This window comes from Syntrophus aciditrophicus SB (genome assembly GCF_000013405.1).
Taxonomy (GTDB): domain Bacteria; phylum Desulfobacterota; class Syntrophia; order Syntrophales; family Syntrophaceae; genus Syntrophus; species Syntrophus aciditrophicus.
In genome coordinates, this window is the sequence record NC_007759.1 from 2195560 (window position 1) to 2210648 (window position 15089).

Consider the following 15089-nt stretch of genomic DNA (forward strand, 5'->3'; position numbering starts at 1 on the left):
CGCCGCTGCCAACCAAACTTCTGTCAGTGTTTCCGTCTGTTTCAGCACGGTATAAGCATCTTCCACTTATAAATCCTTGTTCCTTGGATACTGTCAACAATCCGGAAGGTTCGGGCCACTGTCCACTCAAGTCCTGTTCAGGACAACTCATCATAACCGGCGATTAAGACTTCTTATCAACCGGAATCACGATATTGACCAGTTTCCAGGAAAAGCCTTCCCGTTTCAGCACAAATCTCAATTCTTCTCCCTTGTCATTGGGCACCCAGACTGAAAATTTACTGAAAGAATCGTAAGAGTATCTTGCATTTTTGAAGAGATCCTCTTTTTTTGAAGATGTGGAATCGCTTTCACTTTCATGACCTGACTTCGATGTCTTCTTCTCCATCAGGCTGGCAAGACCACTGGGAGTAATAACCGTATCCACGACTCCATCAGCCATCTTAGCGGCAAAACCAGTGGCAATGGCAGCAAAAGGGTTGTCCTGAAGTTCAGTAGAAGCTTTTTTCATCATTATTGCGCGGAACTGGTCTTTCACATTCTGTCGGAGTGCTGGAAAATCAATATTATCAGATAGTTTTTCTGAGTCCTGTTCAACAAGGGCTGTTCTTATTGAATATGCAGTCAAAAATGGACCAGCAGCAACATAGCCGGCAATAACAATTAAAAGAACAATAATGATCCAGGCAGCTTTCTTCATGCTTTTCTCCTATATGTGTTTCATCGCCTTTTTAACTTGCCTGATCTCTACCCTCAGTGAAAAGATCCCATTTTCGGGAATAGAAAGGCTTTCAGAGAAATAATACAGAAAGAACTTCATTAATCTGCTTAATCAATTATCTCCAGAACCGCTCTCTTGCCAAGTTTCGTCGACACTGCACTCAAAATCGTTCTCATTGCCTCTACATTTCTACCTTGTTTGCCGATAACCTTGCCCAGGTCTTCCTTAGCAACTCGAAGTTCGATAGCGATTGTATGTTCGCCAACAACCTCAGAAACCTCCACCGCATCGATATTATCAACCAACGCCTGAGCAATATACTTGATCAATTCTTTCACTGGCTTAACCTCCATGAAAATATTCTCAATAAATCTTTAGCAGATATAGACTTTCTACAGCAATCATTTCCAAGCGCAATTCATTTCTTAATGAGCCTAAGCCCCAGCAGTAACTTATTCCATTAATACCTTGACTTTAAGGGAGGTTTGTTTTATCTCCACCACACCCTGCGCAACTGTTCACCTCATGTATAATATTCGAACTCTATTGAAGCAAACAAGCTATCACTGATCTCTACTCGTCTCGAATGGATTGAGAGATATAACCCAAAGTTGTGGACAGCATAGAAAGAAGGCGTATCCTCCAAACGTTTAAACCAAAAACGAGCCCCCTTTGGCAAGAGGGGGAGGAAAGGATACGCCCGTGGAGAATAATGACCGCGATTATTGGGAAAAGCAAGTTAAAGAAGAAGCAAAGAGCGTCCTGGAGCTGATTATCCGAGAAGGAGCCTGCCGGATGTTGCAGGCGGCGATTGAGAACGAAGTAAGCGAGTACATTGACCGCTTTAAGAATGAAAAAGACTCAAGGAACAGGCGGTTAGTTGTGAGAAACGGTTCCTTGCCTGAAAGAGAGATCGTAACAGGTATCGGCCCCTTAAAGCTAAAACAGCCCAGGATTCATGACAAAAGAGAAGATCAGCTTTTTACGAGCAATATTCTGCCGAGATATATGCGCCGGATTCCCTCGGTTGATGCCTTAATCCCGGCACTGTATCTTAAAGGGATCTCCACGGGAGATTTCAGCAAGGTGCTGGAATCCATATTGGGGAAGAATGCATCGGGGCTTTCCGCCACCAATATCGTCCGGCTGAAGAGGCTCTGGGAGCAGGATTATAAGGAGTGGGCCGGACGGGATCTTTCTCTCAAGAGATATGTGTATTTCTGGGCCGACGGCATTTACTTCAATGTTCGTTTGGAAGATGCCGAGAATAAGCGGCAATGCATCCTGATCATTATGGGGACATTGGAAAACGGGAAGAAAGAACTCGTCTCCATCCTAGATGGCTATAGAGAAAGCAAACAGGCCTGGCAGGAGATGCTGGGAGACCTCAAGCATCGCGGGCTTAAAGAAGGTCCAAAATTGGCCATTGGTGATGGTGCCTTGGGATTCTGGGCGGCCCTGCGGGAGGAATTTCCAGAAACGGTTGAGCAGCGTTGCTGGGTTCATAAGACGGCCAATATTCTGGATAAGATGCCGAAAAGTGTCCAGCCGAGAGCCAAAGGACACATCCGGGACATGTACATGGCACCGACCAAGGAGGAAGCCATAAAGGCCTACAACCACTTCATTTCTCAATACCGGGCAAAATATGAAAAGGCTTGCGACTGCTTAGAGAAGGATCAGGACCGTCTCTTTGCATTTTATGATTTTCCGGCCGAGCATTGGCGTCACATCCGCTCAACCAACCCTGTTGAATCGACCTTTGCCACGGTCAGACTTCGCACAAATCGGACAAAGGGCTGTGGGTCAAGATTGGCAACACTGACCATGGTTTTCAAGTTGGCAATGGAAGCGGAAAAAACCTGGCAGAGAATCAGGGGCCATCAACTCATCGGCAAGGTCATTGAAGGCATCCGATTTGTGGATGGCATAATCATGAAAGAGGCTGCTTAATTTTGGCTGGGACGGATACGCTGATAAAAGACATCATCCACAACATTTGACAATATCTCTGGGGGTATTTTTTTATGGCTCTGAATGACATGAAGATTCGGAGAGCTCAAACCACAGAAAAACCACTTAAACTTTTCGACGGCGATGGACTTTTTCTTTTTGTGACACCCAGCAGCAAGTTTGGCGGCTGAAATACCGTTATGAAGGAAAAGAAAAACTTCTCTCTCTGGGAAAGTATCCCGAAATCGGGCTGGCTGACGCCAGGCAAAGAAGAGAAGACACCCGAAATCTTCTTGCTCAAGATCTTGATCCGGCCATAGTCCGGAAAGCCCAGAAGCAGGTAAAAAAGGAGGAAACAGATACCTTAGAGGTCATAGCCCGCCGTCTGGAAGCTTTGACTTCATCATCTCCCTTCGATTCAACTTGCGCCCATCCACTATGAACGTTCCATCGCCAACTGCGTGAACGGTTCGCTTCTCTTTTCGTGAATTGTCAAAGTACGCGGCGACGCCTTCAAGTACCACAATATTGTGTTTTTCAATGATATCTATAATTTTACATTCAATATTCGCCAGGCATTCCTTAATCAAGGGCGACCTGACATGTTTTCCTTCCAAAGGAGTCAGCACGAACCTTTCAAATTTGTCTGTGTCGGCACCGGAACATGTTCCCACTCCAACGACTTTGTCCAACAGGTCAATGGTGGGAATTGAAATTACACATTCCTTCGATTTTCGAAGTGCGGTATAGGAATAGTTCCATGGTCCAGTAGTTATGGCAAACCTTGGCGTAAAGTCCATCACCATGGTCCACGAGATCGTCATTATGTTGTTCTTCTTACCATCATTTGTCGTAACGAAGACAACCGGGCCTGGCTATATCAGCGTGAAGGCTTTGCTGATCGGCATTTCTCTCATGAGCACTCTCACTCCCGTCCTGTTTGAAGTTTCTGTATATTTCCAATTTGATCCGTGAAATTTAGCAAACCAGGCAATAGCCATGTGGTTATCTTTTACTTCTATGATCTACCTGTTCTCCTATCTCGCTTGAATTACTTTAAATCATTTGTAAATCTACTGACAGAAATTACGCAAAAATATTTTTCTCTTACCGGATATCATGTCAAAACTAAGATTATTGCGAAGATGGAAATTTTTACATGTTTTCAACACCGTCCGCTTTACAAGGACTATCATTAGAAACCGTGTATGACAGCCTAAATTATTGGATACGGCATTGCAGGAAGAAAATGCAAAGTTTCCATTACAAATAAATAATCCCATACGGTTTTTCACTGGAATAAGTTCAGTGGAGAAGGGGCTGAAACAAACCGGCACATCAGCTAAACAGCATTTTATCGGGAACAATATTTTCGTTGACTGTGTAGTGTCTATTTGCTTACCAGAACGGATGACACTATCGATGAAACCTTTCGTATTCTTTCAATCCGAAATCAATAGTTCTAAAGAAACTCTAATCTCAGACTCTGTAGAGTGAACAGATCATATTCGATGAAGCCAATAATCCACACGGCGACGAGTGTTGATGCCATTAAACCGAAGAAATTCAGTTAAACCAATTCCCTTTTTTATGGTGACTGTCTTACGTCAGTATTCCGTTACAGAATACGCAGGTCAAATTTTAAATCCAATTTGCTTGATGATTAATATCATTGCGCAGTACCCTGTTGCTGTTAGAATCATTGAGCTGGTTAATCCTGAGTAGAAACTGAAACCATGTTTTAAAAAAATTGGAAGACTTATAAAAAATATAAGTGAAGGAAGAACCATCCAGGACAGTTGCTTCGACAAAAGTGAAATTTTTTCAATGTCCTTAGTATCAATATAAATCCACATCATTGCTATAATTGAAATTACTGGAAGAGAAGCCATAACAGCCGCAATAATCGAACTTTTTTTAGACACTTCAGATATTGCCGTTATGAAAATAACGGTAATTACAATTTTTAAAAAGTAGAAATAGTTCAATGGACTCGCCCTCTTTCCTGAATATTGATTTCCTTTTGAAAGCCCCTGCTGCTCAGACTTTCAAAAAACTACAGATTGACCATATTTTTATTTCAAAGTTCTTTTTCTTTCTGCAGGTAACTTATTGAAAGGATTCCTTAATAGGAAAAATAGTGCTGTAGCCAAGATTGCTCCCAGGGTATCAGCAAGCATATCCTTCTGGGCATCCCATATGTCACCCTGGCTTCCCAGATATGCCGCACCAGCTGCCGGATCGGACAAATCTGCATAAATCCACTCTACAAGCTCATAACTCATTGCAATCGTGGCAATGACAAATACTGGATATGTGAATAAAAGAAATTTGTTGTTTACCAATCTTTTAATCCATAGCCATTCAGCGATGGCGAACGCGTAAAAGCCCACCGAAAAATGAGCAATTCGATCAAAGTGATTTCTGGAAAATCCGAAAAAATTAGTTATCCAGTCAAAAGGAACAAGCGCGAAAGTATAATGTCCGCCTATCGTATGAAGATAAATCAAGATAAACATCAGAGAGTAAGCCGTACGGGAGCAATGAATCCCTATCCGATATAATCCGATGATCACCGCTAATATGATCCATACGGTCAAATTTTCAACAAACCATGTCGTCCTGTCATGCGGTGCAATTGCCAAAGCCAGAAACACAACGACATACATCGACATCAAATATTTCAAAAACTGGCCCGAATTATTATCCATATATTTAGTATGCTTTCCAATTTGTCTGGCAGTTCGTATCATCTCGCCTTTGGTTCGGAGTGTTCCAGATGCGTCTGCCAATTCTCAATATATATTTAGTAGAGCTAGAGCTGCAGGCGTCAAGTTCAGGACATCTGCAATCTGCGATTTCTTTTTAAAAAAGCAAGTCCGGTACATTTAGCAAAATTCTGCTAATTCTGCCTTAAATTTGATACTTAACCGCAGGTTCAGAATTGTTTTTCTCACACTCAATAACTGAGCTCACCTCAACGCGAAACGATCTGACATTCTTTCTTTGCAAATGAACCCGGCTCAACCCTCCTTGACCGGTTCAAGAGAACCCTCCGGGGTGCAAAACTGTTCTATATCCTTAATGGAATACTTCCACACCGGCGATTGTGACAAACTCTGCGAATCCTTTGCCTCCAAAGATCCGTATCCTTGCAGGTTTGAATGTCGATCGAAAGATTTTCGAAATTATTGATGAATACAGAAATCAGACGGTTCTGGACCTCGAGTCGCGTAAGCGGACAAAAGAAATTATTCCCGATACTGTAAGCGAGGAGATGCACCATGCGCCGGATCGTTTCGAAACGGAAATCGGCGACCGGAAGTTCATCGAATTCCTGCAGTCCGGTGAAATGGAAATCAAAGCCTAACCCGGTGGAAACCATAAACGAAAAACCCTGGCTGAAAGACGATATTTCCCCTTACCACCTCTACCTGAAATTCCTCTATGAATATTTCCGGAAGGGAACCGGAAAATATGATTTCATCTTCCTTGGCAAAGCTTACCGATTCCGAAACGAAGTTACCCGGGGATATGAAAAACTTCATCAAAACTGCCTGGGAAGAAGATGGTTTTCGTTTCGGCCACGCCGCTCAACAACACCGTGGAAGATATCTGCAGTCATTTCAAGCTTTTTCAATTCCAAAGGAAGAGCGCCTTTCCCGACATCTCACTTGCAGTTCTATTATCCTTGCATGGATGTATGTTCATTGTGTAATTATACTATTAACACTATATGCATACCATCCAATGCACATCAAGGAGTTCCATAGTAATCTAAAATTTGACAAAAGCAGTGGCTGATCTTGTGAAAGGACAACACAGTGACAAGCACGAGAAAATTTATTCACAAAGCTTCATTGCGTGAAAAAGCTGAAGAGCAGTTAAAAATGAAAAATGAGGAAATAGCTGTTCCTCAGACCGCCGCACAAATAAAAGAGCTCATTCATGAGCTGCAAGCTAAACAGATTGAGCTGGAAATTCAGAATCAGGAATTGAAGCAGGCAAACTCAGAATTAGACGCTTCCCAGAAAATGTATAAAGGGATTTACGAACTTGCTCCTGTCGGATACCTGACACTTGATCGCCATGGAGTCATTCGCAAATCAAATCTGACCGGTGCAAATATTATCGGAATGGGCCGCAGCAGACTGATCAATCGACAATTTGCCCTCTTCCTTCCCGAAGAAAACCGTCTCTTCTTTAAAGATTTCCTGAATCGGATTTTTGCCACTAAAACAAGTAAATCCTGCGAATTGACACTTCAAAATTTAATCATTGCAGGCATAGTCGCGATACCATCAGAAGGCGGAAATGAATGTTACCTTGTGTTAGGGGACATCACAGATCGGAAACAGGCAGGTGAGGCTCTTGCCAAGAGTGAAATGCTGTATCGCAACCTGTTCGAGAACTCTCCAATCGGCATGTTTCAATATTCCCATATTGAGAAACGACTCCTGAGAGTCAATGCCGCCTATGCCAAGATGCTGGGTTATGAATCTCCGGAAGAAATGGTGTCAGCCATCACTGATGTCACAACCCAAATCCACAATGATCCTCAGAATCACATCAATGTGCTTGCAGCTCTGAAAGAGCGGGACTGGTTTTATGGCGAGCAGCCGCTTCTCCACAAGGACGGTAGCGTCATAATTGCAAAAGTAGCGGTTCGTAAGGTTCTCAAGGCCGATGGGACGATAGACTACACAGACGGGTTTGTGGAAGATGTTACCGAGCAGAGACGGTTAGAAGAAACAGAGAAGAAGCACCTGGACGAGATAACCGACCTGTACGAGAACGCTCCCTGTGGTTACCATTCCTCTGCCAAGGATGGAACTATTCTCCGTATGAATCAAACTGAACTCAGTTGGCTGGGCTATTCCCGGGACGAGGTCATTGGCAGGATGAAACTTATGGATCTGCTGTCACCTGATGAAATAGAACACTTTCATCAGGTCTTTCCTGTCTTGATGAAGCAAGGGCAATTACATGATTTAGAGGGTAAATTTATTCGGAAGGATGGCAGCATATTTCATGCGCTCATCACCGTAACCGCCATATATGATGAAAATGGCGATTATCTCATGGACCGAGTTTCTGTCTTCAACAATACCGAACGGAACCGGGCTGAGCAGGCTCTTGCCGAAAATGAGGCACTGTATAGAAATTTGTTTGCGAATGCTTCGATCGGTATGTTTCAGACCACACTGGAAGGCAGATTCCTGCGCATCAATAGGGCTTATGCAACGATGCTGGGTTACGAATCGCCGGAAGAGGTCATTGCGACATTCACAAACACGGCTACCCAGCTTCATGCTGATCCCCGGAACCGGGCCGAACTCCTTTCTGCTTTGGAGCGGCAGGATTGGTTTTACGCCGAACAACCGTATCTCCGCAAGGATGGCAGCATCATGATCGGGAAACTGGCGGTTCGTAAAGTTGTTGCGCAGGATGGGACCACATCCTATCTGGAAGGTATTGTGGAAGACATCACGGAAAGAAAGAAGGCGGGGGAAGCTTTAATAAAAAATGAAAGAGAATTGAGAATAAAGGCGCAGAATCTGACGGATGTCAATACCACGATGAAGGTCCTGCTGAATTCCATGGAAAATGATCAAGAAAAACTAAAAGAGAGATTCCTTGACAATATCAAGGCACAGGTTCTGCCTTATCTGAAAAAACTCAAGAATACATCGTTGGACGATGTTCAGAAGGGTCTCATCAAGATAGCAGAAACTAACCTTGATGAAATCGCCTCACCCTTTGTGCAGAAATTGACTTCCAACTATCTGAACCTTACGAAAACAGAAATCCAGATCGCATCTCTAGTAAGAGAAGGCAAGACATCAAAGGAAATAGCTGCGATTTTGAATTCAAAAAAGCGAGTCATTGATTTCCACAGAGAAAACATCAGAAAAAAGTTAGGGTTGAATAATAAAAAGGGAAGCCTTTCTATTTTACTAAGGTCTTATTCATAAAATAGCTCTTTGTCATGATCCTGCAAGGTAGATTGAAGCTGATGCTTCTCTATACGTTGAAGCTCAAAGACCGTTTATCGTTCAAATTTGAGAGATAATTTGAAATTTTGGCAAATGGTCCATCCCCTTCAAAAAAGTGGCTTATACAATTTAAAATACTTTTCAGCGGCACTCAATGCTCGTAATCCAAAATTCTTCCTGCTTTTCCCCGGACCGGCAGCCGTGGGCATAAAGTATCAGTCTCTGATGCAAGGAAAATTATCATCATGAACGAATCAGGGGGCGGGTTTTATCAATCCTGGTCATTATCGACTGTTTTAACGCTATGACCTCCTTGGTTTTCGTCATAGTTCCCCTTTCTCAAATTTTTCAATCATTTCGCCTGCAATACTAATATTCAAAGGATGTTCTGGGAGATCTCCCCTGGTGAACCATGCGGCATCTGCAATTTCTTTGATATCTATAGAGATAGGCTGATTTTCATCTGCTTCAGCGATAAAACCTATCATCATCGAACCTGACGAGGGCCAGGGTTGACTCTTATAATAACGGATATTTTTAATATCCAATCCCACCTCTTCTTTGACCTCACGTGCTAAAGCCTCCTCAAGCGATTCACCCACATCAACATATCCAGCAATTAATGAATACATGTTTCCTGGAAAATTTGGGCTGCGAGCAAGCAGTATTTTATTATTGCAAATTATTGCTACTATAATCGCCGGAGAAATTTTTGGATAAAAAATTGTATCGCAATCTGGACATATCAGCGCCCTTTCATCAGGTTTCTGTTGCGTTCTTGTACCGCATCTTCCACAAAATTTATTCTGCGAGTACCAGTTCATCAGATGGAATCCGACAATACTGATCCATGCTATTTCCTGCTGTCTGATAGTTCGGAAGAAATTTATTTCCTTGTAAATAAAATGGGGCTTATCGGCCTTCAGGCTATCCCATACAAGAAAACACGGTACATCATTCAATCTAAATAAAAATGTACGTTCCGTTTTATCTGAGATTTCAGAAAAATCTTTTTTTTGTGGTATTTCAAATTCATTGCCGTTGGTTTTCAATAACAGTGAATTCCCATTATAATGAATAACATAATCCTTTTTTCCAATATTATTGTTTGCGAGATAGTGATTGTCAAAACGGTGGGGAAAAATTTCATGAATCATGCCGATACCTGATTTGGGGCTTAGCCTTTAATTCAACTTTAACGTTGCCGAGTTAAAATCTTTTTTTTAACAATTATTCCAAAAATATACTTTTTTTAGTTTGAATTGTCTTCTTTGTAATTAAACACTTCTTTTGCCCATTTCCTTGACCATTCTCCAAATGGACGTATCAGCTCAATGAGTTGATGACCATGTTCCGTCAATTGATAGCCACGGATTGTTCGCTCCGCAATATCGGCTTTTCGTAATTCCTTTATTCGACTGTTTAGAATAGTGGGGGAAATGGATTCACACTTTTCCTGAAGTTCTCTGAATGTATACGGACCATTTTGTAGTTGCCATACAACCCCCATCGCCCACGTTCTCCCGAGTAAATCAAACAGCGCCATGATTGGGACCCCTGTTTTGGAACCTCTCACAGGTCTTCCTGGAATCGGAATTGGCATTTGTTCTCCTGTAATGGCTGTTATCAAAATTATAGAGGACGTCCTTCCCTATTTAAAAAAGACGTCCTCCATTTCACGTATTTAACATTATTTTGGTTAGTGCTCACCCCAAAGCCTATAGCGTCAAGCCTATATTCTTTAATTGGACCCGGTTATACATAGACAGGGTGATTCGACATACCGTGAAACACTTCCCGTCATGCCTGCTGAAAAAACTGAACATTCAGACCATTCGGATCTTTGATAAAGAAAAATCTTTCTCCACCAGGAGTTTCAAACGGTCCGGCGTGGACGGGGATGTTGTGGCTTTTTACCGTTTCCAGCATGGCATCAACGGAATCGACAGCAAAACCCAGAGAGATGAATTCATTGTAATTGACTGCGCTTTTGTTGCTATCCGCCAGGAGCTCAACCAAGGTTTCGTTGGTTATGCCGTTACCCATAAACGCGATTTCCATCCCGGGTCCCGCAGGAAAACGGTTCATCACGCGAAGTCCCACCAGGTTGGCATAAAATGCGATTGATTCATCCAAATTTTGTACATAGATTGTTGTCCATAAAAACTTCATCTTTTTCCTCCTCGAATGCTTAGGTTTTCGGCAGTTAAAAACTCTTCACTAGTGATTATGCAGCATGCTACTTATTAAGTAGCATTAATTTTCCTGATTAACAATTTTTTTTGAAAAATCAACTTTCACAGGAGTAAACTATTTATAACATATTGTAATTAATAATTTTATGGCGGAATAACACCGTTTATCGTTCAAGAATAAAGATATAGGCTCAATCAAATGTGTGCGGAAGCTCAGTTACATTTTATAAGCATAGGCTTATAATAAAGCTCAAGTACAATAAAAATCTTTGGCCGTTAAATATATTGACACACAGAAAGGAAAGCCCTATACATACCCCATGGGGGTATATTATGAGTCAGGAAAGAAAAAAAATTATTGGCCGTTTGCGAAGGATTGAAGGGCAAATTCGGGGACTTCAGAGGATGGTTGAAAGCGAAGCACCCTGCGTAGATATTCTCACACAGGTCTCAGCTGTTACTTCTGCCATGAAAAAAACGGGGAATGAAATTGTCCAGAACCACTTGCAGCAATGTATTTCCGAAACCTCTCAGGGAAACGATGAGGCACTGGAAAATTTTAAGAAAGCTTTAGCCCGATATATCCGCATGGCATAAAGAAGGAGTAAAAGATGGAAGCGGAAAAAATATCAAAGATCAGTCGTCGTTCCCTCCTGAAGGCATCTACTGGGGCATTGGCCATTCCGGGCTTAGCATTCCCAGGAACGGTCCAGGCAGATGTAAAAGAACAACTGGCAACTCTGATTGATCTCAGTCGATGCAATGGTTGCGTGGACCTTGCGAAACCGTCCTGCGTCACCGTTTGTAAAGAGATCAACAAAAACACCATTCCGGCGATTGCTGATCCCATTCCCGTGCCATGGCCACGCAAGACAGTCGAGGACTGGTCCAGGAAAAGGGAGGTCAGCAACCGCTTGACACCCTATAATTTCATTTATGTTCACAAGGCCGACATCGTCTGGAAAGGAAAGCCGCAAACCATTTATGTTCCAAGGAGGTGCATGCACTGCGACAACCCGGCATGCGCAACAATCTGTCCCTTTTCGGCAAATCATAAGCAAAGGAACGGAGCGGTGGTGATCGATCAGGATTTCTGTTTCGGTGGGGCCAAATGCAGGACGGTCTGTCCCTGGGAGATCCCCCAGCGGCAGTCCGGTGTAGGCATTTATCTGCACGTTCTGCCTGCCCTGATGGGAAACGGTGTCATGTACAAATGCGACCTCTGCAATCAGCGATTAAAGGAGGGAAAGCCACCCGGCTGTGTGGAGGCCTGTCCAAGGGAAGCCATGATCATCGGGCCCAGAAAAGAGATTTATGCAGTAGCGGAAGAACGGATTAAGGCCATGGATGGTTACATATACGGAAAGGAAGAAAACGGCGGGACGGCAACCCTGTATGTATCCCCGGTTCCCTTTGAACTGATCAATGAAACCATGAAGAAAAAACCGGGCCAGCCCGACATGAAGCCAGGTGTCGAACGGCGAATGGCAGGAACGGATCCCGCAGGGAAACTGGCGTTGATTGCGCCGGTACTGGGAATTGCTGCCAGCGCTGCAGCGGGCTTTAACTGGCTGTCCCGGCGGAAGCAGAAGGTGCAGGAAGAGGAAAAAGACAATGGCTGAAAAGATTTTGCAAGAAAAGGGTCTCGTTGTCCGTCATGGAAGCGTTGAATTAATCGAGCACTGGGGTATTGCCCTTTCCGGACTGGTTCTACTGCTATCAGGGCTCTTTGAGCTTCCCATGGCCAATCGATATTACATCACTTCGCTGCCGGGGTTTTCCTGGTCCGGGGATTATTTCATATCATTGCAGATACATTATATCGCTTCAATTCCCTTCATTGCCCTTGCATTCTTTCATCTCGTTTACCATGGTATTCGGGGAGATCGGGGACTGATCCCGCAAAAGGGGGACCTGCATGCATCCATAGATGTCATCAAAAGCTTTTTCGGTAAGGGTGAGGAACCGCCTTTTCAAAAATATCTGCCCGAGCAGCGTCTGGCTTACGTCGGAATGGCTGCGATCATTGCCATGCTGATTCTGTCCGGCCTGATCAAAACCTTCAAGAATGTTTATGCTCCAGATATGCCTCTGGCAATCGTCCTGACTGCCACATGGATACATAACATTCTCTTCATCCTTTTTATCCTTGCCTTTCTGGGGCATATCGGTGCGATCGCTCTGAAGCCAAACCGCCCGATGGTCCGGGGAATCTTCACAGGCGCCGTTCGACTCGATTACGCCCGGCGCCGTCATCCCCTGTGGCTGGCGGAGATCAAGCGGAAAGGAAGGTGTCAATCAAAAGGGGAAGAAGACTAATTGCTTGTTTTAGCATACAAAGGCTCCTCCTGAGTCCCACTGCGTTTAATTTTTTTGCCGACTTTAACATAGAGGTGCTGTTGCGGGTCATAAATCAAGGTGATTCGTCCAAATTCAGCCACTCGAAATCCGTTTTTCATTTCCGGCAGGAACACAAGGCAATTGCCTATGAAATAGAAAATATCCATCTGCCTATATTTGCCATCCCCCAAATTGAGAAGCATTGACCAACTATAACCTCCACTTCCCATTCTGCCCACATCAGAGTAGACAATCTCCAGTCTCTTGTCGTTATTGATATCGACAACCGCGGCTTCGATTGTTTCAATCATGTCTTTGTGACCGCCGTAGTACTTATTATGGTTCATCCGACTAAAGCGTACTTGGCTTCATGAATGGCCATGATTTTAAGTTTGAAGAACTCGATATCCCGGAACCCATAGGCCATCCGTTTCATGGTTTTGATTTTATTGTTTGTGCCTTCCAAGGGAGCCGACGAGATGCGGTAATCATAATAAGAGAGGATACCGGATTGAAATGCGGCAAGTGACTTCGCAAACTTTTTCAACATTTTTATCCCGGAAGTTTCCGCCCTCTTGATCCAATCAACCAATACCAGGCGTGCTTTTTTCTTGGTTGGCTGTAACCAGACCTGTCGGAGATCTTCTTTCAGGTAATAGGCGCATGAAAGTGGCTGATTTAGCTGGAGGGCATCGTTCAAGCGGGCCTTTTCAGCTTTGGATGAATCAAGATTTTCCGGATTTTTCAGAAGAAGCCAGCGGGTACCCTTCAGGACTTTCTTCTGAAGGAGATCTTTTGCCTCTCGATAAAGGTCTCTTCTTAGCCCGGACAATTTGTCGTTGAAGAGCTTGATGACATGAAAATGGTCAAAAACAATCGTCGCTTTCGGAAGATGAGTCGATACAGCGCTGATATAAGCGGGAGACATATCCATGGCAACGGCTTCAATCTTGGCTTCGGCACGTTTGACCTTTTTCCAGAAAGAGTCAAGCGCATCGGCTCCCTTGCCATCACCGACATAGACGATCGTCCCTTTGGTCATATCCAAAACAACAGTCAGATACCGATGCCCTTTGCGAATCGAGATCTCATCGATGGCAATTCTCCGAAGATCCTTCAGGCAGGGCTTGGAAAACCTCTTCGTCAAATCCCGTTTCTGAATTTCCTTGATCGCGTCCCAGGATACCGACAGATGTGCGGCTACATCCTGGATCGTCATGTGTTTCGACAATTCCAAGGCATATCGCTCAAAAGCACGGGTGTAAGAAAATCGGGGGTCAGCAAATCCCAGCGACACTTGACGAATACTGCCGCAACGAAGGCAACCCACCCGCTGAACGCTGAGATCGAAGAACACATTCTTGAAACCGATGGGAATGCTTCGAAACCGTCTCCTGGTCGTTCCTCGCATGATGATCTCCCGGCTTCTACAGACTGAACAACAAAGCTTGCTCCTTTTGTGGCGTATGGTGAACGTGATACTTCTTCCTTCATATCGCGTCCTGACATAATCGTAGCCGACTAGGCTGAATCCGTGGTAAAGAAGACTTGTGGACATGCTTCCCCTCCGTTAATTGGAAATCTTCGAACAATTTCCTCTTGGGGTGTATGTCCATTTTTTTCAATATAAAGTACGCATCAACCGGATGAACCCTTATTATCATATTCGCTAATTAATTCTTTTTGTTCCTTCGTGGCATCCTTTAGACAAACCTTTTCCGCCATTGCGGCATGAGCGGTATTCATCAAAACAAATGCCATAGTAAAAACACAACCCAAAACCCTGATATGCTTTTTCATGTAATCCACCTTATCTGCAATTTCTAATTTTACAAGCGCCGGCATCCTTTTTCAGGTTAGATTGCTGAAGTCAGACTCCAAGAA

Annotated in this window: 18 protein-coding genes and 1 pseudogene; 7 read left to right on the forward strand and 12 right to left on the reverse strand. The window is 43.7% G+C overall.

What is annotated here, in order from left to right; translation table 11 throughout:
- Nucleotides 1-163: 163 nt before the first annotated feature.
- Nucleotides 164-700 (reverse strand): DUF2939 domain-containing protein, encoded by a 537-nt coding sequence (locus SYN_RS10140; protein ID WP_011418024.1) that lies wholly within the window; start codon nt 698-700, stop codon nt 164-166.
- A 128-nt stretch (nt 701-828) separates the two neighbouring features.
- Complete coding sequence (locus tag SYN_RS10145) at nt 829-1074, reverse strand: KH domain-containing protein (RefSeq protein ID WP_011418025.1); 246 nt, start codon at nt 1072-1074, stop codon at nt 829-831.
- Nucleotides 1075-1423: 349 nt separating this feature from the next.
- On the opposite strand from SYN_RS10145, the gene SYN_RS10150 reads away from it, so the two are divergent.
- Nucleotides 1424-2674 (forward strand): IS256 family transposase, encoded by a 1251-nt coding sequence (locus tag SYN_RS10150; protein ID WP_049749931.1) that lies wholly within the window; start codon nt 1424-1426, stop codon nt 2672-2674.
- Nucleotides 2675-2780: 106 nt separating this feature from the next.
- On the opposite strand, the gene SYN_RS16565 is transcribed toward SYN_RS10150, so the two are convergent.
- Complete coding sequence (locus SYN_RS16565; protein WP_237671285.1) at nt 2781-2975, reverse strand: hypothetical protein; 195 nt, start codon at nt 2973-2975, stop codon at nt 2781-2783.
- Here SYN_RS16565 and SYN_RS17080 point away from each other — a divergent pair.
- Nucleotides 2901-3116, forward strand: coding sequence for an integrase arm-type DNA-binding domain-containing protein (locus SYN_RS17080; protein WP_237671343.1), 216 nt, complete (start codon nt 2901-2903; stop codon nt 3114-3116). The genes SYN_RS16565 and SYN_RS17080 overlap by 75 nt on opposite strands.
- On the opposite strand, the pseudogene SYN_RS10160 reads toward SYN_RS17080, so the two are convergent.
- From SYN_RS10160 to SYN_RS10170, 3 genes and pseudogenes are all read right to left on the reverse strand, one after another.
- Nucleotides 3046-3591 (reverse strand): annotated as a pseudogene (locus SYN_RS10160) (flavin reductase family protein). The gene SYN_RS17080 and the pseudogene SYN_RS10160 sit on opposite strands and share 71 nt — an antisense overlap.
- A 717-nt stretch (nt 3592-4308) precedes the next feature.
- The gene (locus SYN_RS10165) at nt 4309-4662 is read right to left on the reverse strand and encodes a DUF3147 family protein (protein ID WP_011418028.1); all 354 of its coding nucleotides are present in this window, start codon (nt 4660-4662) and stop codon (nt 4309-4311) included.
- 87 nt (nt 4663-4749) lie between these two features.
- Nucleotides 4750-5385, reverse strand: a complete 636-nt coding sequence (locus SYN_RS10170; RefSeq protein WP_041585630.1) for a DUF2238 domain-containing protein — start codon at nt 5383-5385, stop codon at nt 4750-4752.
- 398 nt (nt 5386-5783) lie between these two features.
- Here SYN_RS10170 and SYN_RS10175 point away from each other — a divergent pair, with 398 nt between their 5' ends.
- Together SYN_RS10175 and SYN_RS15365 are read left to right on the forward strand one after the other, a co-directional pair.
- Entirely contained in the window at nt 5784-6044 is a 261-nt protein-coding gene (locus SYN_RS10175; RefSeq protein ID WP_011418030.1) for a hypothetical protein, read from the forward strand.
- A gap of 520 nt (nt 6045-6564) precedes the next feature.
- Nucleotides 6565-8649: a PAS domain S-box protein gene (locus SYN_RS15365; protein ID WP_049749972.1), complete on the forward strand. Its 2085-nt coding sequence runs from the start codon at nt 6565-6567 to the stop codon at nt 8647-8649.
- A 344-nt stretch (nt 8650-8993) separates the two neighbouring features.
- On the opposite strand, the gene nudC is transcribed toward SYN_RS15365, so the two are convergent.
- The 3 genes from nudC to SYN_RS10200 form a co-directional block, all read right to left on the reverse strand.
- Nucleotides 8994-9827 carry an NAD(+) diphosphatase gene (gene nudC, locus SYN_RS10190; protein WP_011418034.1) on the reverse strand — a complete coding sequence of 278 codons (834 nt, stop codon included), beginning with the start codon at nt 9825-9827 and terminating at the stop codon, nt 8994-8996.
- Between the two features lie 95 nt (nt 9828-9922).
- Nucleotides 9923-10273 carry a winged helix-turn-helix transcriptional regulator gene (locus SYN_RS10195; protein ID WP_041584991.1) on the reverse strand — a complete coding sequence of 117 codons (351 nt, stop codon included), beginning with the start codon at nt 10271-10273 and terminating at the stop codon, nt 9923-9925.
- A 197-nt stretch (nt 10274-10470) separates the two neighbouring features.
- Nucleotides 10471-10842: a VOC family protein gene (locus tag SYN_RS10200; protein WP_011418036.1), complete on the reverse strand. Its 372-nt coding sequence runs from the start codon at nt 10840-10842 to the stop codon at nt 10471-10473.
- A gap of 356 nt (nt 10843-11198) precedes the next feature.
- Between SYN_RS10200 and SYN_RS10205 the strand changes: the two genes are divergently transcribed.
- The 3 genes from SYN_RS10205 to SYN_RS10215 are packed head-to-tail and all read left to right on the forward strand — an operon-like array spanning nt 11199 to nt 13184.
- Nucleotides 11199-11462, forward strand: coding sequence for a metal-sensitive transcriptional regulator (locus SYN_RS10205; RefSeq protein ID WP_049749973.1), 264 nt, complete (start codon nt 11199-11201; stop codon nt 11460-11462).
- Between the two features lie 14 nt (nt 11463-11476).
- Nucleotides 11477-12487, forward strand: a complete 1011-nt coding sequence (locus tag SYN_RS10210) for a 4Fe-4S dicluster domain-containing protein (protein ID WP_011418038.1) — start codon at nt 11477-11479, stop codon at nt 12485-12487.
- Entirely contained in the window at nt 12480-13184 is a 705-nt protein-coding gene (locus SYN_RS10215; protein ID WP_011418039.1) for a formate dehydrogenase subunit gamma, read from the forward strand. Before SYN_RS10210 ends, SYN_RS10215 begins: the two co-directional genes overlap by 8 nt.
- Here the strand turns inward: SYN_RS10215 and SYN_RS10220 are convergent.
- The 3 genes from SYN_RS10220 to SYN_RS16275 all read right to left on the reverse strand — a co-directional run bounded on the left by SYN_RS10220 (nt 13181) and on the right by SYN_RS16275 (nt 15005).
- A complete protein-coding gene (locus SYN_RS10220) occupies nt 13181-13516 on the reverse strand; it encodes a hypothetical protein (RefSeq protein ID WP_148202552.1) in 336 nt (111 codons plus the stop codon). The two genes, SYN_RS10215 and SYN_RS10220, sit on opposite strands and share 4 nt — an antisense overlap.
- 32 nt (nt 13517-13548) lie before the next feature.
- Nucleotides 13549-14763, reverse strand: coding sequence for an ISL3 family transposase (locus tag SYN_RS10225; RefSeq protein WP_011418041.1), 1215 nt, complete (start codon nt 14761-14763; stop codon nt 13549-13551).
- A gap of 80 nt (nt 14764-14843) precedes the next feature.
- A complete protein-coding gene (locus tag SYN_RS16275) occupies nt 14844-15005 on the reverse strand; it encodes a hypothetical protein (protein ID WP_158302966.1) in 162 nt (53 codons plus the stop codon).
- Between the last annotated feature and the right edge of the window lie 84 nt (nt 15006-15089).